At 54.6% G+C, this 21589-nt stretch carries 30 protein-coding genes and 7 tRNA genes; 27 read left to right on the top strand and 10 right to left on the bottom strand.

The features are described from left to right. Window positions 1–262: 262 nt before the first annotated feature. The 18 genes from F7C11_RS05120 to F7C11_RS05035 all read left to right on the top strand — a co-directional run bounded on the left by F7C11_RS05120 (window position 263) and on the right by F7C11_RS05035 (window position 7488). Window positions 263–565: a hypothetical protein gene (locus F7C11_RS05120; protein ID WP_297091573.1), complete on the top strand. Its 303-nt coding sequence runs from the start codon at window positions 263–265 to the stop codon at window positions 563–565. 93 nt (window positions 566–658) lie between these two features. Beyond that, a complete protein-coding gene (locus F7C11_RS05115) occupies window positions 659–1246 on the top strand; it encodes a class I SAM-dependent methyltransferase (protein WP_297091571.1) in 588 nt (195 codons plus the stop codon). After that, a tRNA-Ser gene (locus tag F7C11_RS05110) sits at window positions 1232–1318 on the top strand. Before F7C11_RS05115 ends, F7C11_RS05110 begins: the two co-directional genes overlap by 15 nt. 39 nt (window positions 1319–1357) lie before the next feature. Next, window positions 1358–1807 (top strand): 30S ribosomal protein S13, encoded by a 450-nt coding sequence (locus F7C11_RS05105; RefSeq protein WP_297091569.1) that lies wholly within the window; start codon window positions 1358–1360, stop codon window positions 1805–1807. Window positions 1808–1817: 10 nt separating this feature from the next. Beyond that, window positions 1818–2360 (top strand): 30S ribosomal protein S4, encoded by a 543-nt coding sequence (locus F7C11_RS05100; RefSeq protein WP_297091567.1) that lies wholly within the window; start codon window positions 1818–1820, stop codon window positions 2358–2360. Then, the gene (locus F7C11_RS05095) at window positions 2357–2779 is read left to right on the top strand and encodes a 30S ribosomal protein S11 (protein ID WP_297091566.1); all 423 of its coding nucleotides are present in this window, start codon (window positions 2357–2359) and stop codon (window positions 2777–2779) included. The genes F7C11_RS05100 and F7C11_RS05095 overlap by 4 nt, the downstream gene beginning before the upstream one ends. 28 nt (window positions 2780–2807) lie before the next feature. Then, window positions 2808–3593: a DNA-directed RNA polymerase subunit D gene (locus F7C11_RS05090; RefSeq protein WP_297091596.1), complete on the top strand. Its 786-nt coding sequence runs from the start codon at window positions 2808–2810 to the stop codon at window positions 3591–3593. A gap of 1 nt (window position 3594) precedes the next feature. Continuing rightward, window positions 3595–3682: transfer RNA gene (locus tag F7C11_RS05085), tRNA-Leu, on the top strand. A gap of 68 nt (window positions 3683–3750) precedes the next feature. After that, on the top strand, window positions 3751–4116 hold the full coding sequence (locus F7C11_RS05080; protein WP_297091564.1) for a 50S ribosomal protein L18e: 366 nt from the start codon (window positions 3751–3753) through the stop codon (window positions 4114–4116). Window positions 4117–4122: 6 nt separating this feature from the next. After that, window positions 4123–4551 carry a 50S ribosomal protein L13 gene (gene rplM / locus F7C11_RS05075; RefSeq protein WP_297091562.1) on the top strand — a complete coding sequence of 143 codons (429 nt, stop codon included), beginning with the start codon at window positions 4123–4125 and terminating at the stop codon, window positions 4549–4551. Window positions 4552–4562: 11 nt separating this feature from the next. After that, complete coding sequence (locus F7C11_RS05070) at window positions 4563–4970, top strand: 30S ribosomal protein S9 (protein WP_055430131.1); 408 nt, start codon at window positions 4563–4565, stop codon at window positions 4968–4970. A 36-nt stretch (window positions 4971–5006) separates the two neighbouring features. Continuing rightward, window positions 5007–5204 carry a DNA-directed RNA polymerase subunit N gene (locus F7C11_RS05065; RefSeq protein WP_088864100.1) on the top strand — a complete coding sequence of 66 codons (198 nt, stop codon included), beginning with the start codon at window positions 5007–5009 and terminating at the stop codon, window positions 5202–5204. Between the two features lie 16 nt (window positions 5205–5220). After that, window positions 5221–5298: transfer RNA gene (locus F7C11_RS05060), tRNA-Pro, on the top strand. A 21-nt stretch (window positions 5299–5319) separates the two neighbouring features. Then, window positions 5320–5493 carry a DNA-directed RNA polymerase subunit K gene (locus tag F7C11_RS05055; protein WP_055430129.1) on the top strand — a complete coding sequence of 58 codons (174 nt, stop codon included), beginning with the start codon at window positions 5320–5322 and terminating at the stop codon, window positions 5491–5493. A gap of 6 nt (window positions 5494–5499) precedes the next feature. After that, window positions 5500–6525, top strand: a complete 1026-nt coding sequence (locus tag F7C11_RS05050) for a hypothetical protein (protein WP_297091553.1) — start codon at window positions 5500–5502, stop codon at window positions 6523–6525. A 13-nt stretch (window positions 6526–6538) separates the two neighbouring features. Beyond that, on the top strand, window positions 6539–7144 hold the full coding sequence (gene rpsB / locus F7C11_RS05045; RefSeq protein WP_297091551.1) for a 30S ribosomal protein S2: 606 nt from the start codon (window positions 6539–6541) through the stop codon (window positions 7142–7144). 40 nt (window positions 7145–7184) lie between these two features. After that, window positions 7185–7272: transfer RNA gene (locus tag F7C11_RS05040), tRNA-Leu, on the top strand. Window positions 7273–7329: 57 nt separating this feature from the next. Continuing rightward, complete coding sequence (locus F7C11_RS05035; RefSeq protein ID WP_012571071.1) at window positions 7330–7488, top strand: 50S ribosomal protein L40e; 159 nt, start codon at window positions 7330–7332, stop codon at window positions 7486–7488. A 56-nt stretch (window positions 7489–7544) separates the two neighbouring features. Here F7C11_RS05035 and F7C11_RS05030 read toward each other — a convergent pair whose 3' ends face one another. Next, window positions 7545–7871, bottom strand: a complete 327-nt coding sequence (locus tag F7C11_RS05030) for a PadR family transcriptional regulator (RefSeq protein WP_297091594.1) — start codon at window positions 7869–7871, stop codon at window positions 7545–7547. A 110-nt stretch (window positions 7872–7981) separates the two neighbouring features. Between F7C11_RS05030 and F7C11_RS05025 the strand changes: the two genes are divergently transcribed. Together F7C11_RS05025 and F7C11_RS05020 are read left to right on the top strand one after the other, a co-directional pair. Then, window positions 7982–8281, top strand: coding sequence for an FUN14 domain-containing protein (locus F7C11_RS05025; protein WP_055430124.1), 300 nt, complete (start codon window positions 7982–7984; stop codon window positions 8279–8281). A 24-nt stretch (window positions 8282–8305) separates the two neighbouring features. Beyond that, the gene (locus F7C11_RS05020; protein ID WP_297091548.1) at window positions 8306–9628 is read left to right on the top strand and encodes a lipopolysaccharide biosynthesis protein; all 1323 of its coding nucleotides are present in this window, start codon (window positions 8306–8308) and stop codon (window positions 9626–9628) included. Here the strand turns inward: F7C11_RS05020 and F7C11_RS05015 are convergent. Together F7C11_RS05015 and F7C11_RS05010 are read right to left on the bottom strand one after the other, a co-directional pair. Beyond that, window positions 9600–10355, bottom strand: coding sequence for a metallophosphoesterase (locus tag F7C11_RS05015; protein WP_297091546.1), 756 nt, complete (start codon window positions 10353–10355; stop codon window positions 9600–9602). The two genes, F7C11_RS05020 and F7C11_RS05015, sit on opposite strands and share 29 nt — an antisense overlap. Window positions 10356–10570: 215 nt before the next feature. Next, a tRNA-Arg gene (locus tag F7C11_RS05010) sits at window positions 10571–10648 on the bottom strand. A 67-nt stretch (window positions 10649–10715) separates the two neighbouring features. Here F7C11_RS05010 and F7C11_RS05005 point away from each other — a divergent pair. Next, window positions 10716–11168: an Lrp/AsnC family transcriptional regulator gene (locus F7C11_RS05005; protein WP_297091591.1), complete on the top strand. Its 453-nt coding sequence runs from the start codon at window positions 10716–10718 to the stop codon at window positions 11166–11168. Here the strand turns inward: F7C11_RS05005 and F7C11_RS05000 are convergent. The 5 genes from F7C11_RS05000 to F7C11_RS04980 are packed head-to-tail and all read right to left on the bottom strand — an operon-like array spanning window position 11154 to window position 14344. Continuing rightward, complete coding sequence (locus F7C11_RS05000; RefSeq protein ID WP_297091590.1) at window positions 11154–11480, bottom strand: hypothetical protein; 327 nt, start codon at window positions 11478–11480, stop codon at window positions 11154–11156. The genes F7C11_RS05005 and F7C11_RS05000 overlap by 15 nt on opposite strands. Window positions 11481–11485: 5 nt before the next feature. Then, on the bottom strand, window positions 11486–12202 hold the full coding sequence (locus F7C11_RS04995) for a phosphoribosyltransferase family protein (RefSeq protein WP_297091544.1): 717 nt from the start codon (window positions 12200–12202) through the stop codon (window positions 11486–11488). Window positions 12203–12256: 54 nt separating this feature from the next. Beyond that, a complete protein-coding gene (locus F7C11_RS04990; protein WP_297091542.1) occupies window positions 12257–12757 on the bottom strand; it encodes a YkgJ family cysteine cluster protein in 501 nt (166 codons plus the stop codon). A gap of 4 nt (window positions 12758–12761) precedes the next feature. Next, the gene (locus tag F7C11_RS04985; protein WP_297091540.1) at window positions 12762–13001 is read right to left on the bottom strand and encodes an Lrp/AsnC family transcriptional regulator; all 240 of its coding nucleotides are present in this window, start codon (window positions 12999–13001) and stop codon (window positions 12762–12764) included. Next, complete coding sequence (locus F7C11_RS04980; RefSeq protein ID WP_297091537.1) at window positions 12998–14344, bottom strand: signal recognition particle protein Srp54; 1347 nt, start codon at window positions 14342–14344, stop codon at window positions 12998–13000. Before F7C11_RS04980 ends, F7C11_RS04985 begins: the two co-directional genes overlap by 4 nt. Before the next feature lie 739 nt (window positions 14345–15083). On the opposite strand from F7C11_RS04980, the gene F7C11_RS04975 reads away from it, so the two are divergent. The 4 genes from F7C11_RS04975 (at window position 15084) to F7C11_RS04960 (ending at window position 18978) form a co-directional block, all read left to right on the top strand. Continuing rightward, complete coding sequence (locus F7C11_RS04975; protein WP_297091587.1) at window positions 15084–15293, top strand: hypothetical protein; 210 nt, start codon at window positions 15084–15086, stop codon at window positions 15291–15293. Window positions 15294–15384: 91 nt separating this feature from the next. Then, complete coding sequence (locus tag F7C11_RS04970; RefSeq protein ID WP_297091585.1) at window positions 15385–16686, top strand: hypothetical protein; 1302 nt, start codon at window positions 15385–15387, stop codon at window positions 16684–16686. Window positions 16687–16727: 41 nt separating this feature from the next. Further along, window positions 16728–17531, top strand: a complete 804-nt coding sequence (mtnP, locus tag F7C11_RS04965) for an S-methyl-5'-thioadenosine phosphorylase (protein WP_297091535.1) — start codon at window positions 16728–16730, stop codon at window positions 17529–17531. 94 nt (window positions 17532–17625) lie between these two features. Continuing rightward, complete coding sequence (locus tag F7C11_RS04960) at window positions 17626–18978, top strand: NAD(P)/FAD-dependent oxidoreductase (RefSeq protein ID WP_297091534.1); 1353 nt, start codon at window positions 17626–17628, stop codon at window positions 18976–18978. A gap of 114 nt (window positions 18979–19092) precedes the next feature. Here F7C11_RS04960 and F7C11_RS04955 read toward each other — a convergent pair. Then, window positions 19093–19170, bottom strand: a tRNA-Gly gene (locus tag F7C11_RS04955). Window positions 19171–19274: 104 nt separating this feature from the next. On the opposite strand from F7C11_RS04955, the gene F7C11_RS04950 reads away from it, so the two are divergent. Beyond that, window positions 19275–19352, top strand: a tRNA-Arg gene (locus tag F7C11_RS04950). A gap of 247 nt (window positions 19353–19599) precedes the next feature. On the opposite strand, the gene udp is transcribed toward F7C11_RS04950, so the two are convergent. Next, a complete protein-coding gene (gene udp / locus F7C11_RS04945; RefSeq protein WP_297091532.1) occupies window positions 19600–20433 on the bottom strand; it encodes a uridine phosphorylase in 834 nt (277 codons plus the stop codon). A 70-nt stretch (window positions 20434–20503) separates the two neighbouring features. Between udp and F7C11_RS04940 the strand changes: the two genes are divergently transcribed. Continuing rightward, window positions 20504–21571 carry a pyridoxal-phosphate dependent enzyme gene (locus F7C11_RS04940; protein ID WP_297091530.1) on the top strand — a complete coding sequence of 356 codons (1068 nt, stop codon included), beginning with the start codon at window positions 20504–20506 and terminating at the stop codon, window positions 21569–21571. Window positions 21572–21589: the final 18 nt, after the last annotated feature.

Raw genomic sequence — 21589 nt, 5'->3', positions numbered from 1 at the left:
ATATACTATAGTGACCAACTGGTCTAATGCCAATATACTACGTCTATATATATGCATATGCTTCACTAGTTGCTATCGTTGCAGAGTGTGGAACTGGTATTGGGTGTATTGCAGGGTTACTGGCAGCAACAACAAGTACAAGAGCATTATGTGGGTATTGGAAAGTATGCCTGACGATAGCGGGTGTATATACCCTATCCTGCACCTACGCATAGAGCTTTATATTTTTATTTTGCATATCCAGGTATGGAGGTGAAGTCCTATGGGTGTCTGGGCGTGGATTGCTTTAATATGTTTAGCAATCTGGATATTTGATTTTGTTCATAATGAAAAAATAAAACATACCAAAACAAAGAAACTCAAGATGGCTTACGAATTTGGATATATTGCCATGGGTACTGCGTTTCTACTTGCTGCACTATTGGAACTTGGGCTGATCTCCGTTAATTCTCAAATAACTTGGCTCATGGTAATGTTGCCGGTGATAACACTATCTATGATTGCGCTGGGTATGTGGCATAGGAGTCACAACGACGACAATAATTTATCTCGTGGGGCAAATTAAAAGCTTTAGTGGTTTTAAATGACATCAGCCATATAACTGGATAACCCGAGTCTGTTCCCCATCTTTTATAAACCCCTCCCCCTACCCCCAACCATGGGCCACTACTACTCCGAAGAGCCAGGCACGCCGTTGAAAACCAAGACGATAGAGGTCTGCCTTAGGGGTCAGTGCTTCAGGTTCATCACAGCCAGTGGAGTCTTCTCCTTCGGGAAACTCGACAGGGGGACCGAGTTACTCATAGAGAACATGGTGCTCGACGATGACTGGCGCGTCCTCGACCTCGGCTGCGGCTACGGGGCAATAGGCATAGTCGCTTCCCGCTTCGTTGACTACGTGGTGATGACCGACGTTAACAGGCGCGCCATCAAGATAGCGAGGAAAAATTTAAAAATCAACGGCGTTAGAAACGCCGAGGTGAGATGGGGAAGCCTCTACGAACCCGTTAGGGGCGAAAAGTTCGACGCAATCATCACTAATCCCCCGGTGCACGCGGGAAAGGAAGTGCTGAGGGAAATAGTTATAAACGCTCCCCGGCATCTCAACGATGGAGGCCTCCTGCAACTTGTTATCAAGACGAAGCAGGGGGCAAAGTATATTAAGGCTCTAATGAATGACCACTTCACCGAAGTGAGAGAGCTGGCGAAGGGGAGCGGCTACCGCGTGTATGCCGGGATCGCCTAGCCTGGGATGGCGCGGGCCTTGAGAGCCCGTGTCCGTATGGACACCGGGGTTCAAATCCCCGTCCCGGCGCCAAAATCCTCTATGAAGGATTGAGATGGAGGTGTATTCGTAATGACGGACAACTTCAGACACATCGTCCGTGTAGCGGGAGTTGATTTGGACGGAAATAAGCAGTTGAGATGGGCCCTTACGGGCATCAGGGGTATAGGCATAAACTTCGCTACGATGGTGCTCAGGGTTGCAGGAATAGACCCGTACATGAAGACCGGTTACCTGACCGACGAGCAGGTCAAGACCATAGAGAAGATCCTTGAGGATCCGGTTGCCCACGGCATACCCGCCTGGGCCGTCAACAGGCCGAAGGACTACGAGACAGGCAAGGACATGCACCTTATCACCGCCAAGCTCGTCATGGCTTGGCGTGAGGACGTTAACAGGCTCAGGCGCATCAGGGCTTACCGCGGCATAAGGCACGAGCTCGGTCTTCCGCTCCGCGGACAGAGGACCCGGTCGAACTTCAGGCACGGCACCACGATTGGCGTGAGAAGGAAGAAGAAGTGAGGTGGTTTAGATGGGAGACCCTAAGAGACAGAGAAAAAGGTACGAGACTCCCTCTCACCCCTGGATTAAGGAGAGGCTCGACCGCGAGAGAGTCCTCATGAGGAAGTACGCCCTCAAGAACAAGAAGGAGCTCTGGCGCCACGAGACCCAGCTCAAGGAGTTCAGGCGTAGGGCTAGGCGCCTCCTTGCAGCCCGCGGCAAGCAGGCCGAGATCGAGAGGGTCCAGCTCCTCCAGAGGCTCAACAGGCTGGGCCTCCTCCCGGCCGATGCCGTCCTGGATGACGTTCTCTCACTCACCGTTGAGGATGTCCTTGACAGGCGCCTTCAGACCCTCGTCTACAAGAAGGGCCTCGCCAGGACCATCAGGCAGGCCAGGCAGCTCATAGTCCACGGCCACATCGAGGTCAACGGACAGATCATCCGTTCTCCGGGATATCTCGTCCTCAGGGAGGAGGAAGACGCCATAACGTACTCGAAGACCTCTCCTTTCGCCAAGGAGAGCCACCCCGAGAGGATGGTTATTGAACAGGCTAAGCAGGGTGAGGCCTCATGAGTGAGGAAGTTCAGCAGCAGGTTAACCTTAAGAAGAAGGAGAAGTGGGGAGTTGCCCACATCTACTCCTCCTACAACAACACCATCATCCACATCACCGACCTCACCGGGGCCGAGACCGTCAGCAGGTGGAGCGGTGGTATGGTCGTCAAGGCAGACAGGGACGAGCCCTCCCCGTACGCGGCCATGATTGCCGCCAGAAGGGCCGCCGAAGAGGCTATGGAGAAGGGCTTCGTCGGCGTTCACATCAAGGTTCGCGCCCCGGGAGGAAGCAAGAGCAAGAGCCCCGGACCGGGTGCCCAGGCAGCCATCCGTGCCCTCGCCAGGGCAGGTCTTAGGATAGGAAGGGTTGAGGACGTCACCCCGATTCCGCACGACGGCACAAGGCCGAAGGGCGGAAGAAGGGGCAGGCGTGTCTGACCCCACAACTTCTTTTTTGGTGATGCCGATGGAGCCAAAGTTTCAGATTCTTGAGAAAAGGGAGGACTCGATTAAGTTCATCATCGAGGGAGTTGACGTTCCCTTCGCCAACGCTCTGAGGAGAACCATCCTCGCCGAGGTTCCTACCTTCGCAGTTGACGAGGTCGAGTTCTTCGAGAACGATTCGGCCCTTTTTGACGAGATAATCGCCCACAGACTGGCGATGATTCCGCTCACCACCCCGGTCGAGAGGTTTTCACTCGACTCCCTTGAGCTTGAGGACTACACGGTCACGCTCTCCCTTGAGGCTGAGGGGCCGGGAATGGTTTACTCCGGCGACCTGAAGAGCGACGATGAGGGAGTCAAGCCCGCCAACCCGGACATCCCGATAGTCAAGCTCGCCGAGGGGCAGAGGCTTACCCTCAACGCCTACGCGAGGCTTGGACGCGGAAAGGATCACGCCAAGTGGCAGCCGGGCTTTGTCTACTACAAGTACCTCACGAAGATACACGTCAGCAAGGAAGTTCCCGACTGGGAAGAGCTCAAGAATCTTGCCGAGAGGCGCGGTCTTCCCGTTGAGGAGACCGATGAGGAGCTCATCATAACTACCACAAAGGCCTTCTACCTCCCAAGGAAATTCGAGGCCTATCAGGGTGACAAGATACGGGAAGAGGTAGTTCCCGGGACGTTCGTGTTTACCGTCGAGACCAACGGAGAGCTCCCCGTTGAGGAAATCGTGGCCATAGCCCTCAAAATCCTCATGAGGAAGAGCGATAGATTTATAAGCGAACTCCATAAATTAGCGTCCGACTGACGCGGGGGTTGCCGAGCCTGGTCAAAGGCGCGGGATTCAGGGTCCCGTCCCGTAGGGGTTCCGGGGTTCAAATCCCCGCCCCCGCACCAGTATTTACGCTCACCCCGTTGGATCTGTCGGTTTCCCACCTGCGAGAGAGCGTTAAGGAGGTATGTTCATGGTCAAGAGAACCGGACCCACTGACATCAACCTGAGGAGGCTCATCCGCTACCTCAGAAAGAAGTCGAATGAGGAAGGGGTTAAGATATGGAAGGACATAGCCTGGCGCCTTGAGAGGCCTAGGAGGCAGAGGGCCGAGGTTAACGTCAGCAGGATCAACCGTTACACCAAGGAGGGCGACGTCGTCATCGTCCCCGGAAGCGTCCTCGGTGCAGGAAAGCTTGAGCACAAGGTCACCGTTGCGGCTTGGAAGTTCAGCGAGACGGCAAAGAAGAAAATAGTCGAGGCCGGTGGAGAGGTCCTCACCATTGAGGAGCTCATTGAGAGGAACCCGAAGGGTAGTGGAGTAATCATAATGGAGTGATGGGCCATGAGGATAATTAACGCTGAAGGACTCATACTCGGAAGGCTCGCCTCGAAGGTCGCCAAGATGCTCCTTGAGGGCGAGGAGGTTGTCATAGTCAACGCCGACAAGGCCATCATCACCGGCAACAGGGAGGACATCTTCGCCAAGTACAAGCAGAGGACCGAGCTGAGAACCAGAACCAACCCGAGGAGGGGTCCGTTCTACCCGAAGAGGAGCGACGAGATAGTGAGGAGAACCGTCAGGGGAATGCTCCCCTGGAAGACCGACCGCGGAAGGAAGGCCTTCAAGAGGCTCAAGGTCTACGCTGGCGTTCCGAAGGAGTTCGAGGGTAAGGAGCTTGAGACCATAATCGAGGCCCACATGTCGAGGCTTGCAACGCCAAAGTACGTTACCGTTGGCGAGGTTGCCAAGTTCCTCGGTGGAAAGTTCTGAGGTGAGAGAAGATGAAGGTCATCCAGACTGCTGGTAAGAGAAAGACGGCCATTGCGAGGGCCACCATCAGGGAAGGAAAGGGCCGCGTCAGGATCAACCACAAGCCGGTTGAGATCATCGAGCCCGAGATAGCGCGCTTCACCATCATGGAGCCGCTCGTTCTGGCGGGCGAGGAGATAGTCAGCAAGGTCGACATAGACGTCAAGGTCGAGGGTGGAGGCTTCATGGGACAGGCAGAGGCCGCGCGCGTCGCCATAGCCAGGGCGCTCGTCGAGTGGACCAACGACATGAACCTCAAGGAAAAGTTTATGAAGTACGACAGAACCATGCTCGTCGGGGACAGCAGGCGCACCGAGCCGCACAAGCCCAACCGCTCAACGAAGGGTCCAAGGGCCAAGAGGCAGAAATCCTACCGCTGATGGCTTTCCTTTAATTCATTCGAGAAGGTGATACGGGTGATAGTCCCCGTCAGGTGCTTCACGTGTGGAAAGGTCATAGGAGACAAATACTACGAGTTCAAGGCCCGGGTTGAGAAGGGCGAGGATCCCGAGAAGGTCCTCGACGACCTCGGGGTCGAGAGGTACTGCTGCAGGAGAACCCTGCTGAGCCACGTCGAGCTCATAGACCAGGTAATGGTATACAGGGTATACTGAAAAACCACATTTCTGGGGGGCCGTGGGGTAGCTTGGTCTATCCTCCCGGCTTGGGGTGCCGGAGACCCGGGTTCAAATCCCGGCGGCCCCACCAAAATTTGCACGGGTGGTTGGAATGTTCAGGTACACGAGATTTGAAAAGGCCCGTATAATTGGAGCGAGGGCCCTCCAGATAGCGATGGGTGCGCCAATACTCATCGACGTCCCGGAAGGAATCACGCCGCTCGACGCCGCGCTGCTTGAGTTTGAGAAGGGAATAATCCCACTCACCGTAATCAGGCCGAGCTGATGAAAAATGACCGTGATAGAGAACGTAATCGGCAGGGTCGCGGTGCTCAAGGGGGGCAGATATTCCGTCGAGGTGGACGTCATAACCAGCTCGGGCTTTGGGAGATTTGCCGCACCCATAGACGAGAACCCGAGCCTGTACATAGCCGAGGCCCACCGTGCCGTGAGCGAGGTTGACGAGATAATCGGGCCCGAGCTGATAGGCTTCGATGCCAGCGAGCAGGAGCTCATAGACAGCTACCTCTGGGAGATAGACGGCACCGAGAATTTCAGCCATATCGGGGCCAACACCGCGCTGGCGGTGTCAATAGCAGTCGCCAAGGCCGCAGCGAGCGTCAAGAGGATGCCCCTCTACAGCTATATCGGCGGCACCTTTACGACCGAGCTACCCGTCCCGATACTGGAGATAGCTGGCGACGAGGCCTTTGACTACTACGTGATGGTTCGTGACCTCATGGAGATAACCGATGTCGTTGACGCCGCCAACAAGGTCATTGAGCACGCGGGAGACCGAACCGTGGGAGCCTTTTCAGCGGCAACAGAAAAGGCCACCGACGAGCTCGGCCTTGAGGTTGCCCTCGGCCTCGTGCAGAAGGTCCCGATGGAGATGGAAGAAGTGCTCTCCATAGTTGAGGACAACAACGTGGCCTACATAAAGCCCCTCGGCGACGAGGAGCTGTTCCTTGAGTTGATAGCCGGCACCCACGAGGTGTTCGTTGACGGCGAGCACCTCTTCCGCGAGAAGGATATACTCGACAGGCGCTACTACAACGCCCTGTCAATAAAGCCGATAAACCTGGGCACGCTCACCGACTTATACAACCTCGTGAACGACGCGAAGTCGGAGAGGATAACCCCCATCCTCGCGGAGGCTCGCTACGAGTCCTCCGACGAGGCACTGGCCCACCTCGCGGTGGGTCTGCGCTGCCCGGCGATGGTGCTCCGGGGGGACTCCATCGCCAAGCTGAACGAGCTGATAAGAATAGCCGAAGATTTGGGTGAAAGGGGTAGGATAATAACCTTTGAAGGATGAGGAGGTGTGAAGAATGGAGGAATACCTTGTTCCACTCGACCAGTACCTTGCCGCCGGTGTCCACATCGGCACCCAGCAGAAGACTCAGGACATGAAGAAGTTCATCTACCGCGTCAGGCAGGACGGCCTCTACGTCCTCGACGTCAGGAAGACCGACGAGAGGCTCAGGATAGCCGGTAAGTTCCTTGCCAAGTTCGATCCTGCCAACATACTCGCCGTCAGCGTCAGGCTCTACGGCCAGAAGCCGGTGAAGAAGTTCGGCGACGTTACCGGTGCCAGGGCCATTCCGGGACGCTTCCTGCCAGGAACCATGACCAACCCGCAGGTCAAGAACTTCATGGAGCCCGACGTCCTCATAGTCACCGACCCGAGGGCCGACCACCAGGCCATGAAGGAGGCCATAGAGATAGGAATCCCGATAGTTGCCCTCGTCGACACCGAGAACTTCCTCAGCTACGTCGATGTTGCCATACCGACCAACAACAAGGGTAGGAAAGCTTTGGCGCTCATCTACTGGATCCTCGCGAGGGAGGTTCTCTACAACAGGAAGGAGATAGAGAGCAGGGAGGACTTCAAGGTCCCGGTCGAGGACTTTGAGATGAGGATCATCAGAACCTGAGGGGAAGATTTTTAACGCCCCTCGCTTTACTCTCCCTCGCGCGGGGGTGCCCGAGCCTGGCCAAAGGGGGCGGACTTAAGATCCGCTGCCGCAGGGCTGCGCGGGTTCGAATCCCGTCCCCCGCACCAAAGGTTTAAAAGTCCGTGGGGATAGGTGTGTTGGATTAAGATCATGAGGTGATCACGATGGCGAGATTCCCAGAGGCTGAGGCCAGAATCTTTAGGAAGTACATCTGCATGCGTTGCGGCGCCACTAACCCGTGGAAGGCCAAGAAGTGCAGAAAGTGCGGCTACAAGGGTCTCCGCCCGAAGGCGAGAGAGCCGCGCGGTGGAATGGGACGCTGAGGGCTTTAGCCCTCAAAGGTTTCTCTTTTGCACTTTTCTCGGTCATAAATTGGAAGCTACTCTTTGAGCTTTGAGAGCATGTTCTCAAGAAAAGCTATGCCCTCCTCAAAGAGCTTCTCCCCCTCAGGGGTGAGCTTGTAGTACTTCCTCGACGGCTTTCCCGTCTCACTCTCCTGCCATTCTGCGGTAACGTATCCGTCCTTCTCCAACTTGTAGAGAACGACGTAGGAGCTGACGGTTGCTGGCTCAAAGTTGAAGGCTTCCTTTATCCTCTCCTTGAGCTCGTACGCGTACATGGGTCTCTCCTTCAGAAGCCTGAGGATATAAAGCCACAGGACTTCCTTCGTTATCTTGTTTTTGAGCCTCTCCATCGGGGTCGTCATGGCCTTCACACCTACTTTTATGCTTTAGAAATATTTTGGAATCGTGTAATTTAAACATTTTGGCAAAAACGTTTTATTCTCCAGTGCACGACTGATATTAGGTGACTGAAATGGAGTTCAACGTAAATGCAATGGTGGGTGACATTGGGGTTGGGGGCGTTGTGGGTTTTGTCACAGGATATGCCCTGAAAAAACTAATGAAGCTCGCACTGGCCCTTATAGGGGCTTATGTCCTGAGTCTGTTCTGGCTCCAGCAGAAGGGTGTCATAACAGTGAACCAGGACAGGCTGTTCAACCTTGCCAGTGGATGGACAAGTGAGATAATCGGCCTGTCCGACAAAGTTCTGGGGATACTTCCTGGAACTGGGGCGTTTGTCGTGGGGTTCTATCTGGGCTTCCAAAAAGGTTAAATTTTTCCTTTTCCCTCTTCATCCATGAGCTACGAGCGCCGGGTCATTATACGCCATTCGCTCGCATCGGTGGTTGCCCTGGGCCTCACTGGGCTGACCAGGTTTCTGTACAGCGCAATAGTCGCCAGGCGCTTTGGCCTTGAGGAGCTGGGGATGGCGAACTCTCTTATCTCGCAGGCCTTCTTTGTCGCCATACCCCTGAGCTTCTTTGCGATAGCCCTTGGCAAATACGCCTCTGAATTCTTGGGGGCCGGCAGAGCCGATTTGATACGCTCAGTAACCCTGCCTTCGTTCCTCCTCCCGCTGGCCGGCCTTCTCCTGCTTCCCGTAAATCTCTACCTGGGAGTCCTTGCAACGCTCAGGGGAATTCAGCTGACCCTCAGGAACTTCCTCTACGGCATCCACCGGGGAGAGCACTACGCCTACATGATAACACTGGCTTTCGCGGGTTTCCTTGGCGGGTTTCTACTCCCCAACGTCTTCGCTCCATACCTGCTTTTCCTTGGGTTAATTGCGCTCTTCTCCGCCGCCTACCTGGTGAGGTTTGACCTAATTGGAAAGCCCCGGAGGAAAGAAATGGGCCTTCTCATATCGTATTCGGCGTTTGCGTTCCTGGGAACCCTCTCGGGTGTCTTCCTGATACAGGGCCCCTATTTCATGAGCGAATATCTCTCCGGCCCGGGGGTTGCAGGCGTGGTGTCCGCGATACTCTCCGCGGCCTTTCTCCTGACGTATCTCCCCCAGGTTCTCCAGTCGGCCATAATGCCCCTCTTTTCCTACAAGTACGGCAAAAACGAGGAGGACTATATCAAATTCCTCGCCGAGAAGACAACGACCCTCCTGATACTGGTGACCAGCATCGCAGTGTTCATTCTCATGCTGCTCGGCAGAGAGGTTCTCTCGGCAATATTTGGCTTCGATGTGGGCCCCGCCTTCTACCTGGCCCTCATGGCGATGGAGGTTTACATAGCCTACAATCCCAGCATAGTTGCCCTGAATTCAACAGCCTACGTTAAAAAAGGAACCTTCGTGGCACTTCTTGGGGCCTTGGCGGTTTTAGTTTCGTGGTTCTATCTGATACCGGCGTTTGAGGCCGTGGGTGTTATGGGGGGTCTGATGCTCGGCTACGGTATTATACTCGCGGGCGTTGCCCACTACGCGAGGAGTCTCCTCAAGGTATCTCCCACGATATACGCCTCGCTGGTTGCGGCACTGCTCCTTCAGTCCCTGGTCTTTCTGTCAAAGTACGCCCTTCTGGCGGGTTTTCTGCTTTTCCTTGCCTACGATAGAAGGGGAATAATGGAGGGAATTGCCCTGGTCAAATCTTTCCGTGGTAGAGAATCCTGACGAGCTCTTCGGGCAGGCCTTCCCTGCGTATCCTCTCCTCTATGAGCTTCTTGTCATAGTCGACCTCTACGAACTTCGTGTGAAGTGTGTCAACGTCCACAAGGGCGAACGTGGCCTTGTGCTCCTTTCCTGGTGGGAACCCTATGCTTCCGGGGCAGATGACCCTTCCGTAGCGCGTCATGGCATTGACCGGATACTTTGGTGAGGCCACGAAGAGTATTTCGTAGTCTTTCATGGGGCGCATTATGGCCTCGTAGTAGCTCGTCGGCTGCTCTGGAAGGACTTTTCCCCCAAATGGATCGAGGGGGCTTCCGTAGACACCAAAAATGTCGTTCTTTCCAACCCTGTCGACCAGATAAACAGGCAGGTCGCGTATAAACTCCCTGCCCTCATGGCCGAGCTTTTCCCACGTGTACTTCAGGGCCAGTTTGACGTGCTCGGGGTAGTTCACACGGTCGATGTGGTCCGGGCCCTCGGCATGGGGGTCGCTCTCCGATATAACCTGGTCGAACTCGCCGCGGATTACGCTGACCTTGTTGTTCTTTATGAGGTCGTCGAGGGTGTCTAGAACCTCCCTTGGGTAGGGGAACAGCCCCACGATGTTTCCAATGAGGTAGTACTTCTCGATCTCGTAGCCCTCCTCTTTTAGGGCCTCTATCTTTTCGAGGGCCTTTGCGAGGGCGGGGAGGTTGCCGTTAACGTTTGCCAGAACCGCGACGTACACCATCTTCTCACCCCCCCAACTTTTTCTTACCCAAATTAACTAAAATTTGCGGATATTTAAATCTTTCGGGAAAGAGGAACACCACGTTATTCATGGCTGACATTTAGCAGGGACTCTGCATCCAGAAAAACACTTCAACTCATTTCGTTGTAGAACATCACGTGGAAGTGGCAAGCACGGGATTTTCCGCCAACACTTTTGCCAGAAAAGGGCTGTTATGGCGGACCGGCGGGGATTTGAACCCCGGACCTGCGGCTTAGGAGGCCGCCGCCCTATCCTAGCTAGGCTACCGGTCCTCTGCCCGCTATTCCCTCCAAGGGAAGGGTATTTAAAGTTTACGGTGTATTCTTCCCGGTGGTGAGCATGGTGGATGAGCTGGATCTCAGGATACTCTCCCTGCTTCAGGAGAATGCTAGGCTCTCCTATCGCGAGATAGCGCGTGAGCTGAAGGTCGCCGTAGGAACCGTGTACAACCGCATCAAGAGGATGGAGGAGGAGGGAATAATCCGGGGATTTGCGCCGATTCTCGACTATGAGAAGCTTGGCTTTGGCCTCACCACGGTGATAGGGGTTAAGGCCCAGGGCAGGAAGATAGTTGAGATAGAACGGGAAATAGCCCGCAACGACCGGGTTGTGATGGTGTACGACATCACCGGGGAGTTTGACATAGTTGTAGTGGCCAAGTTTAGGGACAGGGCAGATATGAACCGCTTCGTTAAATGGCTTCTCTCGCTGGATGGGGTGGAAAAAACGAACACGAGCGTGGCAATGCAGGTGGTCAAGGAAGACCTGAGGCTTAAGCTAACGGAGGACTAAAACCTCGTCCAAAAAGCGTTTGGCAAAGTCGTCGAAGCTCTCAACAGGAAGCTTCACTTCTTTTCCGTTGACTTTTCCCTCGAATACAAGCATCCTGGCGGTTATTTCTCGTATCTTTTTGAAGTCCGAGTTCTCTGCTATGGTGCTTTCGAGTATCTCGGTAAACTCATCCTCGCTGGCCAGCCTGACAACTCCCTCTATGACGACTTTTCTGCCGCATTCCTCTTCACTACAGACGAATTTGAAGGGGAGGCCGAGCTCGACCTCCACCGGTATGGTCAGACCATCTGCGTTGTAAATGAACACCTTCATCGGCATCACTCCAGCCTTATGAGGCTCTCCACGGGGATGCTGTACTCCTCCTTGAGGTGGTCGATGACATCGCCGACGCTTATGAGGAAGAACATGCCCACAGGTTTTGCCCCTGCCTGTCTGCACATCTCAAGGAGGGCCCTCTGCGTCTCACCGCTCCTTATCACGTCGTCAACTATGAGGACGTTTTCGCCCTTTCTGAGCGCCCACTGGGGGAGGTACAGGGTGGTTACGCTTCCAGAGGCGCTCGGGACGTAGCTGACCTCGTAGAACTTCTCGACTCCGACTTCCTTCTTTTTCTTGGCATAGACGACGTCAACACTGAGTTCTTTGGCCACGTGGACACCGAGGGCGATTCCGTCGGTCGCAGCGGTGAGAACCTTGTCCACGTTCTTGTCCATGTACCTGCCCGCCACCTCCTCGGCGATGAGGCTCATGAGGGCGGTATCGCTGAGCACGGGCATGTTGTCAAAAAATCCGTACTCGTCAAATTTTATCCTTCTCCTGACTTCCTCCTCTATGTTGATGTACGGTAGGAGCAGCTCAAGGAGCTCCTTGGTTCTCTCGGCGCTCGGAAGGACCTTCCCCCTCACGTACCTGTTGAGCACCGTGATGGGGAGGCCGGTTATCTTGGACAGCTCTTCGTAGGTGTAGGTTTTTTTGAGCAGTCTGAGCACCCTGACCAGCCTGAGCTTTTCCTGAACCGACTTTAGCTGACTCATTCTCTCACCTCCAGTGGCCAAAAATTAACAAGAAAATGTATAAATATGTTTCGGTCACTCCCGGCTCTTCACAACTTTCCTGCGGTAGGCCTCTATGACGTCTTCGTACTCGCGCAGCAGGAACTCTCTGGTGATGGCTTCACCATCTTGGTGGTTGAGGCCGGGGCAGAAGGAGTCCATTTTGACGTAAACTTCCATGACACTTCCCTGCTTTACGAAGACGAAGGGATACAGCCTGCATGCCAGGGGCCTCTTTTCGTATATCCTGCATTTCAAGGTCTCCGGGTCTAGAAAAACGCAGCCGCCGTCGAAGGGACGCTTTTTGAGTGCGTAGCTGAGGAATTTGTCCCCCCGGTAGAACATCTTTTCGTAGTCCACGAATTCCCAGGTGTTGTAGCCGAGATCCTCTATCCCAGCTATGTCGTCGTCTCTAACGGGTATCTCAAGCTCGTAGCAGCACTTTCCACAGTTTTCGATGCACTTAAATTTAAAAGAGGGGTCGTGCTCGACTTCGAGGGTATCGAGGTGAATCCTGGCGACCCACCTCTTTTCCAAGGCTTCACCCCCTGTACGAGCTGGCTATCAGCGTTTCCGTCATCTCTATGTTGCTTATCCTCCTCAGAGTCTCGTCGTGGAACCTGTCAAGCTCGTGGATGTTCTCAACTTCCACCCGGAGTATGATGTCGTACTCCCCATAGACGCGGTATATCTCCTTGATTTTCTCCTCCTTCGCGAGGGCGTTGTATACTTTCTCCTCGGTTCCGGGCCTAACAACAACCAGCACGAAGGCCTCGATCATATCCCAAACCCTCCAAAGTTAAATTTCCTTGCCATCTTAGAAAGCTTTCTCTTGTCCATGCTCTTGAACATCTTTTTCATCTGGTTGTACTGGTGGAGCAGCTCCCTGACCTCCTGGGTACTTGTTCCTGAACCCCTGGCGATTCTCTTTATCCTCGAATAGTTGATGATCTCAGGATGTTCGAGCTCTTCCTCCGTCATCGAGTCCATTATTATCCTGTACCTCTTCAGCTTCTCCTCGCCGACTTTAACCGCGTCCTCCGGCAGGGAGTAGCCCATTCCCGGGATCATCTGGAGTATCTGCTTGAGAGGCCCCATTTTCTGCATCGCCTCAAGCTGGGCGTACATGTCCTTTAGGTTGAACTTGCCCTTGAGGAACTTCTCAAGGTCTTCCTCCTTGAACTCCTGCTCCTTCTGGAGCTCCTCAAGCTTCTGGAGCAGTCCCTCTATATCACCCATTCCGAGGAGTCTGGACACGAAGCGTTTGGGGTCAAAGGGTTCCAGGTCGTCTATCCTCTCCCCTACGCCGATGAACTTTATCGGCGCTCCGGTCGCTGCCACAGCGGATAGTGCCCCACCACCCTTGGCGGAGCCGTCGAGTTTGGTGACTATTATCGAGCCTATCGGTGTTGCTTCCTTGAACGCGAGTGCCTGACTGTGTGCCTGCTGGCCAATGGTTCCATCGATGACCAGGATCACCTCGTGGGGCTTTATTGCCTCGCTTATCTGTCTCATCTCCTCGATGAGACCGGTTTCTTCTTTGTGCCTTCCCGCGGAGTCGACTATTATGACGTCCACACCCTTGCCCCTGAAGTACTCAACACCCTCGCGGGCAAGCTTCACGGCGTCTTTTTCCTCGGGATCGCCAAAGACCTCTATTCCAAATGGCTCAACGAGCTGTTTGAGCTGGTAATAGGCACCGGGACGCCAGGTGTCCGAACAGACGAGGCCCACCTTGTAACCCCTCTTCTGGAGATGTCTCGCCAGCTTTGCCACGCTCGTGGTCTTACCCGAACCCTGTATACCAACGGTGAGCAGGATGGTCGGCTTCTCCTTTATTTCGAGGGGCTTGGCTTCCTTTCCGAGAAACTTTGTAAGCTCCTCGTAAACTATCTGGATTATATGCTCCTTCTTTGATGCCCCTGCGGGAGGTTTCTCTTCAAGCGCCCTTTTTTCTATCGTCTTTGTTAACTGGAGAACCAGCCTAACGTTAACGTCGGCTTGGATGAGCGCCCTCTGGATGTCGCGTACCACCTCCTTAATGGTGGCCTCGTCAACGGTGCTCGAACGGGCAAGCTTCCTGAGGGCATTGTTGAGTGCCTTCCCTAGCTTTTCTAAGGCCATTTTCTCCCACCGTAGTGATGGAGTCTCCAAAGTTTATAAACGGTTGGGTTTCAGTGCCCTGCCCAAATGTACTCTTTTAACAAAAGAAGAACCATCTCCGGTCTTTAAATTGTCTATTTTTGTACATTTAATCTCGAAGACTTTCATCGCTGCTTTTTGAAGGGATTGCGGATATTTTGTGGACATAGATGGGATTTTAAGGTCTAAAAAAGCTTTTAAGCTCAAAATATGGCTGGACACTCCGGAAGAAATGGAAAGGGGTGAGGAAAATGGAGTGGATGACCGCGCTTTACGGCTACCTGGTCGTGAGGGAGATGCTGAGAAGGGGAAGCCCAATCCCGGAGGAGCTCGAATACGTCGAGAGGCTTAGGGCTTGATTTGTTAAGGGCCTTTTCTATCTTCCCTTGGTGGTAGATGAGGATTCACTACGAACGCATCGCTCGTGATGTCACGAGGTTACAGGGATAATCCCTACCGGCTCAAGGCTCCTGGAACGCCTCAGGAGTATGAATCACAGGAATTTTCGCCGCTCTTTGAGGGGGCAGACGTAATAATTGCAAAGGGACAGGAAATTTTGAGACTTTAAACGACCTCGGAGACGACAGTATAGCTGGCGTTCCTCGGGGAGCGATGGTTTGCATACGGCCAAAATTTTAGGCGATTGTCGATATTATCTTTGACGAATGTCTATGGGAAAGCTTTTTATATTTTAAAGTAGTATATACTGGTGGTGATATCGATGACAACCGTTATTAGACGTGATGCGGAAAGATTTTTGAAGGAGCTTAGGGCCCATTACGGCGATGTCTGGAGGATGCCCGCCAGTAAGTACCTGTCCAAGCCAGATTTCGTTGTGGTAGACCCCAAGAGCGGCAAAAAGACCAAGGTAAGCTTTGTCTCGCTCGACGACGGAGAGGTCGTCGGAGTTGTTTATGACGAGCTCGGCTGAACTTTCGTTTTTTGACTAACCTTTTGTGTTCTGCTCTGGTTGTTGGAAATAATTAAATACTCCCATATCGTAAATTTTCCCGGTGAAAATAATGCCTGTGGACGTTTATCGCGAGGCCCTCCGGTTAGCTTCTGATATAAGGGATAAGTACCTCCGGGCAGTCACGTACGCTAAAATTGGTTACTACATGTACCGCGCCAAAAAGCCAGAGTATAAGACCGCTTTTAAATACGCCTTCAATGCTGCCGCATCAATCGAGAACCCCGTTCTTCTGGTCAAAGCCCTTGTGGAGATAGGGACGTACCTTAAGAGGACGGATGCAAAGACCTCTCAGAAGGTTTTCCATCAGGCCTACGAGTCCATCCTCACCTTCCCAGAGCCCCTGAAGGACGATCTCCTGGAAGAGCTGGTCATTCGCCTCCTGGAGCTGGATATGCCCGACGATGCACTCTTCTATGCCACCGACGTTGAGGACTCCGTAAAGCGAAACGACCTGTTCCTGAAGATACTCAGGGTCTACCTCAAGAAGGGCAATATGCGCAGGGCAAGGCTCATCATAGAGCAGATAGACGACGAGCCCTGGCACTCCATAGCCGCCATAGAGGCAATAAAGGAGCATCTAAAACGTGAGGAGTTTGGAAGTGCCATCAGGGTTCTCTCGGAGCTCAAGAGTGAGTACTGGCTTGGGGAGGCAATGAAGGAGGTCGCGGTCTACCTCAAGAACTCCGACGTGCCGACCGCCACGTACGAAAAGTTCGTGGATATTGCACTGGGAATGTCCTCGGATACGGGGTTTGACGTGTTGAGGTCTCTCCTAATTGGCCTAGGTAATCAGGGAGAGCTGGATTTTGTCATGAGAATCCTTGAACGGGTGCATCCTGACGAGAGGCTCTCCATCCTGGAGGGCATCGTCAAGACCTCGGTCGATAAGGAGGGGGTTCTCTCGGGTCTCCTGAGATATCTGGAAGGCGAAGAGTTCGAAAGGATAGCGGGGGTTATAATGGATCAGCTACTCTCGAAACAGGTTCATCCCAAATACCTGTCCCTGGTCAGAACAATAGGAGAGCGCACCCGGGAGAACACGATCCTGGTTAAGGTGGTTACGTACCTCTCGAAGCTCGGCGAGTTCGATGAGGCGCTCAGGTTTGCCCAGCTGGTCCGCGGCAACTACCTACGCTCTCTGGCCTTCGGGAGCATAGCTATCTCCCGTCTGAAATCCGGGGACATCGACGGGGCCATAGATGCCGCCCTTGAAGTTAAAGACCCCAAGTGGGGGTCGTGGCTGCTCAGCGAGATCCTCACGAAGATACTGGAACTGCAGGCCGAGGGAGAGGTCAGCGAGGACATCGAAGAAAGGGCGGAGCACCAGAAGGTTCTCTGGGAAAAGCACTAACGTTTTAAGCCCTCCCCCGTTTCTCCTTTTCAGGTGATACCATGCCGAGGATAGCAATTATTGGAGGTTCCGGAGTCTACGACCCGAAGCTGCTCCAGAACGTCAGGGAGGAGTTCGTAAGCACTCCCTACGGAAAGGTCAGGGTGAAGATAGGCGAGTACGGTGGCGAGGAGATAGCTTTCCTGGCCAGGCACGGCGAGGGGCACAGCGTTCCCCCCCACAAGATCAACTACCGCGCCAACATCTGGGCGCTCTATGAACTCGGCGTCGAGAGGATTCTCTCGACTTCAGCGGTCGGCTCGCTCAACGAGGCGATGAAGCCGGGGGACTTTGTCATTCTCGACCAGCTACTCGACTTCACCAAGACGAGGCACTACACCTTCTACGACGGTGATGATAGCCCCCACGACAGGAAGTTCGTGGCCCACGTTGACTTCACCGACCCCTACTGCCCTGAGCTGAGGAAGGCACTGATAACTGCCGCGAGGGAGCTTGGGTTTGAATACCACCCGACGGGAACCTACGCCTGCATGGAAGGGCCGCGCTTCGAGACGAGGGCTGAGATACGGGCCCTTAAGATACTCGGGGCTGACGTCGTCGGAATGACCCAGTGCCCGGAGGCAGCCCTCGCCAGGGAGCTTGAGATGTGCTACGCCAGTGTTGCCATAGTCACCAACTTTGCCGCGGGGATAAGCAGGGAGAAGCTCACCCACACCGAGGTAGTCGAGCTGATGGCCAAAAAGAGCGAGGAGATAAAGTACCTCCTCATGAAGTCCATCAAGTACATACCGAAGGAGAGGCACTGCCCCTGCAAGGACGCCCTGAAGGGCGCGACCGGGGAGTGACGCCCCTTCTCTACTTTTTGTTCACTGATACTGCTTACATCCAGTTGAGTTTGATAACGAAACTGTTTAAAACCTTTGAGTGGAGACGTTAGTGGTGATTTTCGAAATGATGAAGTACGATGTTGTAGTTGTCGGCGCGAGCGCCGGCGGAATAACCACGGCCCTCGCCGCGAGGCGGTTTTATCCAGACAAGAGCATATTGGTGGTCAAAAAGGAAGACGTCGGCATAATCTCCTGCGGCATTCCGTACGTCTTCGGGTCGCTCAGGAGCATCGATGAAGACATAATCCCCCTCGACATGTTCTTCAAGCCTGCGGAAATAGACGTTCTTGTGGACGAGGTGACCCACATAGACCCCAAGGCTAAGCTCGTAAGGACCCGGGGAGGGGAGGAGGTTCGGTGGGATAAGCTCGTCATAGCCACGGGCTCCCGACCGGTTCTCCCAGAGGTTCCTGGGTTTGACCTTGAGGGTGTGCACACCATACCCAAGGACTACGAGTACCTAAAGGGGCTTAAGGAGAGGCTGAAGAAGGCGGAAAACGTCGTTATAATCGGCGGCGGGTTCATAGCCCTTGAGGTGGGGGACGAGATACGAAAACTCGGAAAGAACGTTACCCTTGTAGTCAGAAGCAGGCTCCTCAGGAACTCCTTTGATCCGGAGTTCAGCGAAATGGCGGAAAATAGGCTCCGCGAGGCAGGTGTTGACATCGTTTACGGTCACGTTGAGAGGCTCCTCGGAGGGGGAAGGGTCGAGAGGGTCAGGCTGGTTGATGGCACCGAGCTTCCTGCCGACCTCGTGATATTCTCCATCGGCTACAGGCCAAACGTCGAGCTTGCCGTGAAGGCCGGTCTCAGGGTGACGCGCTACGGCATCTGGACCGACGAGTACATGAGGACTTCCCATCCGGACATCTTTGCGGTTGGCGACTGCGTGGAGCACAGGGACTTCTTCACTGGGAAGCCGTACACCCTTATGCTGGCTTCAACGGCAACCTTTGAGGCCAGAATAGCCGGTGCCAATCTCTTCAGACTCCAGATAGTGAGGGAAAACAGGAGAACAATAGGCGTCTACGCCACCCACGTTGCCGGTTTGACCCTCGCGGCGGCCGGCCTTACGGAGGAGGCTGCGAGGAAAGAGGGCTTTGAGGTCATAGTTGGCTACGGAAAGGCTCCTGACAAGCATCCCGCGGTCTTTCCGGGAACGTCTATGATAACGGCGAAGCTGATATTCTCCCGTGACAGGGGGGCAATACTCGGCGCCCAGATAGCCGGTGGGGAGAGCGTGGGCGAGATGATAAACATCCTCGCGCTGGCGATACAGAAACGCCTTACCGCGAGCGAGCTCTACACTCTGCAGATAGCGACCCACCCGCTCCTCACGGCGTCTCCTGTGGCGTATCCGGTACTCCAGGCGGCAGAGGATGCCCTGGCGAAGCTGAGGACGTGATTTTCCCTACAAAGGCGCCACTCTTCAGCTTAATTTTTCAAAATTCCACTCCTGGACAGGCAAATCTCACGTTGAACACCCCTAAGCCCTAAAAAGCTGTTAAGAAACGAGTTGTGGTGCGGTGGCCGGGATTTGAACCCGGGCCAGCGGCGTGGCAGGCCGCTGTCCTAGACCAGGCTAGACTACCACCGCAGTTCAAGCCCGTAGAATACTCACCTTCGGGCGCTTTATAAATCTTTCGGTGAGCAGAGACGGTTAAATTTATAAAGACTCCATTAGAAGGGTTAGCGGGCAGTGCCCCGGTGGCCTAGTCTGGATAGGGCGCGAGGCTGCGGACCTCGAGGTCCGGGGTTCGAATCCCCGCCGGGGCGCCATAGCAGCCCTTTGCTTCTCACGAAGCGTTGACGGAAAGATTGCGTGCTTTCTGAGAATGCTGATTTCCGGGGGTTCACTCATCAATTGCCAGTTCTTGGGTGGTTGCTCTCCTCAGGCTGTTCTATGGGCGCCAGAACAAAAATCAAACTGTCCAAAGGCTTCTTTTAGAAGCAAATCTCACCCAACAGGATTTTGAAAAGTGCACGCCGGTAATATCCACCATCTTAAAAATAAAAATATAAAGCATCAACCCCTCAGCCCGGGGAACCAGACCTTCTTGCCCTTCCGCTCCTTCTCCTCGTCCCACTCGGCGAGTATCTTCACAGCCTCGCTGGCAACGAGGGCGGCCTCCTTCTCCCCGGCCTTCCCGAACTCGTTGGTTATCCTGTTGGCGAAGACCGCACAGACACAGCCGGCCCTGAGTCCGTAGATGTTGGCAAGGGTGTAGAGGGTTGCCGCCTCCATCTCGAAGTTCGTGACGTTGGCCTGCCTCAGGTCGTCCATTATGTTCTTTGCGAAGCTCGGGAAGTAGCCCCTGAGCCCCGGCCTCCCCTGGCCGAGGTAGAAGCTGTCGGTCGAAGCAGTGATGCCTATGTGGTAGCGAACGCCCAAAGTTTCAGCCGCCTCGATGAGTGCTAGGGTAACTTCGAGATCCGCAACGGCGGGATACTCGACGCGAACGTACTGCTTTGAGGTGCCTTCGAGCCTCACGGCGGCCTTTGCTATGATCAGGTCTCCGATTTCCATCCCCGGCTGGATTGCCCCGGTCGAACCGACCCTTATGAAGGTGTCCGCCCCGATGGCGGCGAGCTCCTCAATGGCTATCGCCGTTGAGGGGCCCCCTATTCCAGTGGAAGTGACGCTTATTGGAACCCCCTTGTACTTTCCAGTGTGCGTTCTGTATTCCCTGTGGAATGCTATCTCCCTGGCCTCGTCCCAGAGGGAGCTTATCTTGGGGACCCTCTCTGGGTCTCCGGGGAGGAGAACGTAGCGTGCAACGTCCCCCGGCTTGCAGGCTATGTGGTACTGGTAGCCCTCCTCCGTCTGGGGCCTCTCAGCCGATACGAACTTCTCAACCATGGCAACCACCTTTTTATTGACCTGTGCCATAGATATCAACGCACGCCCTAAAAAGTCTTGGGTGGTTCAGGTGCTGGTATGCTCTAAATGCGGCAGGGAATACCCCGAAGAATTCCGGTTAACCTGTGAATGCGGGGGCACGTTGCTGGTCAGGCGGAAACTTCCCCTGAGTTTTTCCGAGGCTATAACTTCCAATCTTGACATGAGGCGGTACCTCAGGCTTCTTCCGGTTTCTGAGGAGCACCTTCCCGGGCTGGTTCCTTCAATAACTCCCGTCTCCGGGCTCGATACCCGGGGGGTCAATGCCTTCTTCAAACTCGAATACCTTCAGCCAACCGGCTCCTTCAAGGACAGGGGCACGTGGGTGACGGTGTCGAAGCTGAGGGAAAGCGACATCACTGAGGTCGTCCTCGACAGCTCCGGGAACGCTGCGGTAAGCCTGGCCGTGTTTGCAAGGAGGACAGGAATAAAGGCGCACCTCTTTGTCCCGGCTCACACGAGCCCTGGAAAGCTGGCTCTCTTGGAGAAGGTGGGGGCGGAGCTTCACATAGTCAGCGGTGATAGAATGGCCGTTCACCGGGAGGCAGTGGAGTTCGCCGAGGAGAACGGCCTGGTCTACGTCTCCCACTGGCTCAACCCATACTTCCTTGAGGGGACGAAGACTGTCTCCTTTGAGGCCTACGAGCAACTTGGAGTTCCCGACTACGTCATTGCTCCGGCCGGAAGCGGAACTCTCTTCCTTGGCCTATGGAAGGGGTTTTCAGAGCTCAAGTGTCTTGGGGAGATTGATAGGCTCCCCACGTTTGTGGCGGTGCAGGCGGCCGGCTACGAGAGCCTCTGCGAGCGCTCGTCGGTTAAAAGTCACCTCGCGGAGGGGATAGCGATAACCGAGCCCCCTCGGCTGGAAGAAATGAGGGCGGTTCTTGACGAAACCGGAGGCACCTGCGTAAGCGTGGGTGACTCCGAAACAGGGCAGGCCTTGAAATGGCTCTGGGGAAGGGGCTTTATGGTGGAGCCGACGTCCGCAACGGTTCTTGCGGCCCTGTGGGAACTGGTCGAGAGCGGCGAAATTCCAGAGGGTTCGAGTGTCCTTCTCCCCCTCACCGGTTCCGGGCTGAAGACGGTTGAAGGTATTTAAGGTTTGAATTCCAAGAAT

Source organism: Thermococcus sp., from assembly GCF_015521605.1.
Classification (GTDB): domain Archaea; phylum Methanobacteriota_B; class Thermococci; order Thermococcales; family Thermococcaceae; genus Thermococcus.
Note: the sequence above shows the minus strand (reverse complement) of the source record. Positions and strands in the feature narration are given on the sequence as shown.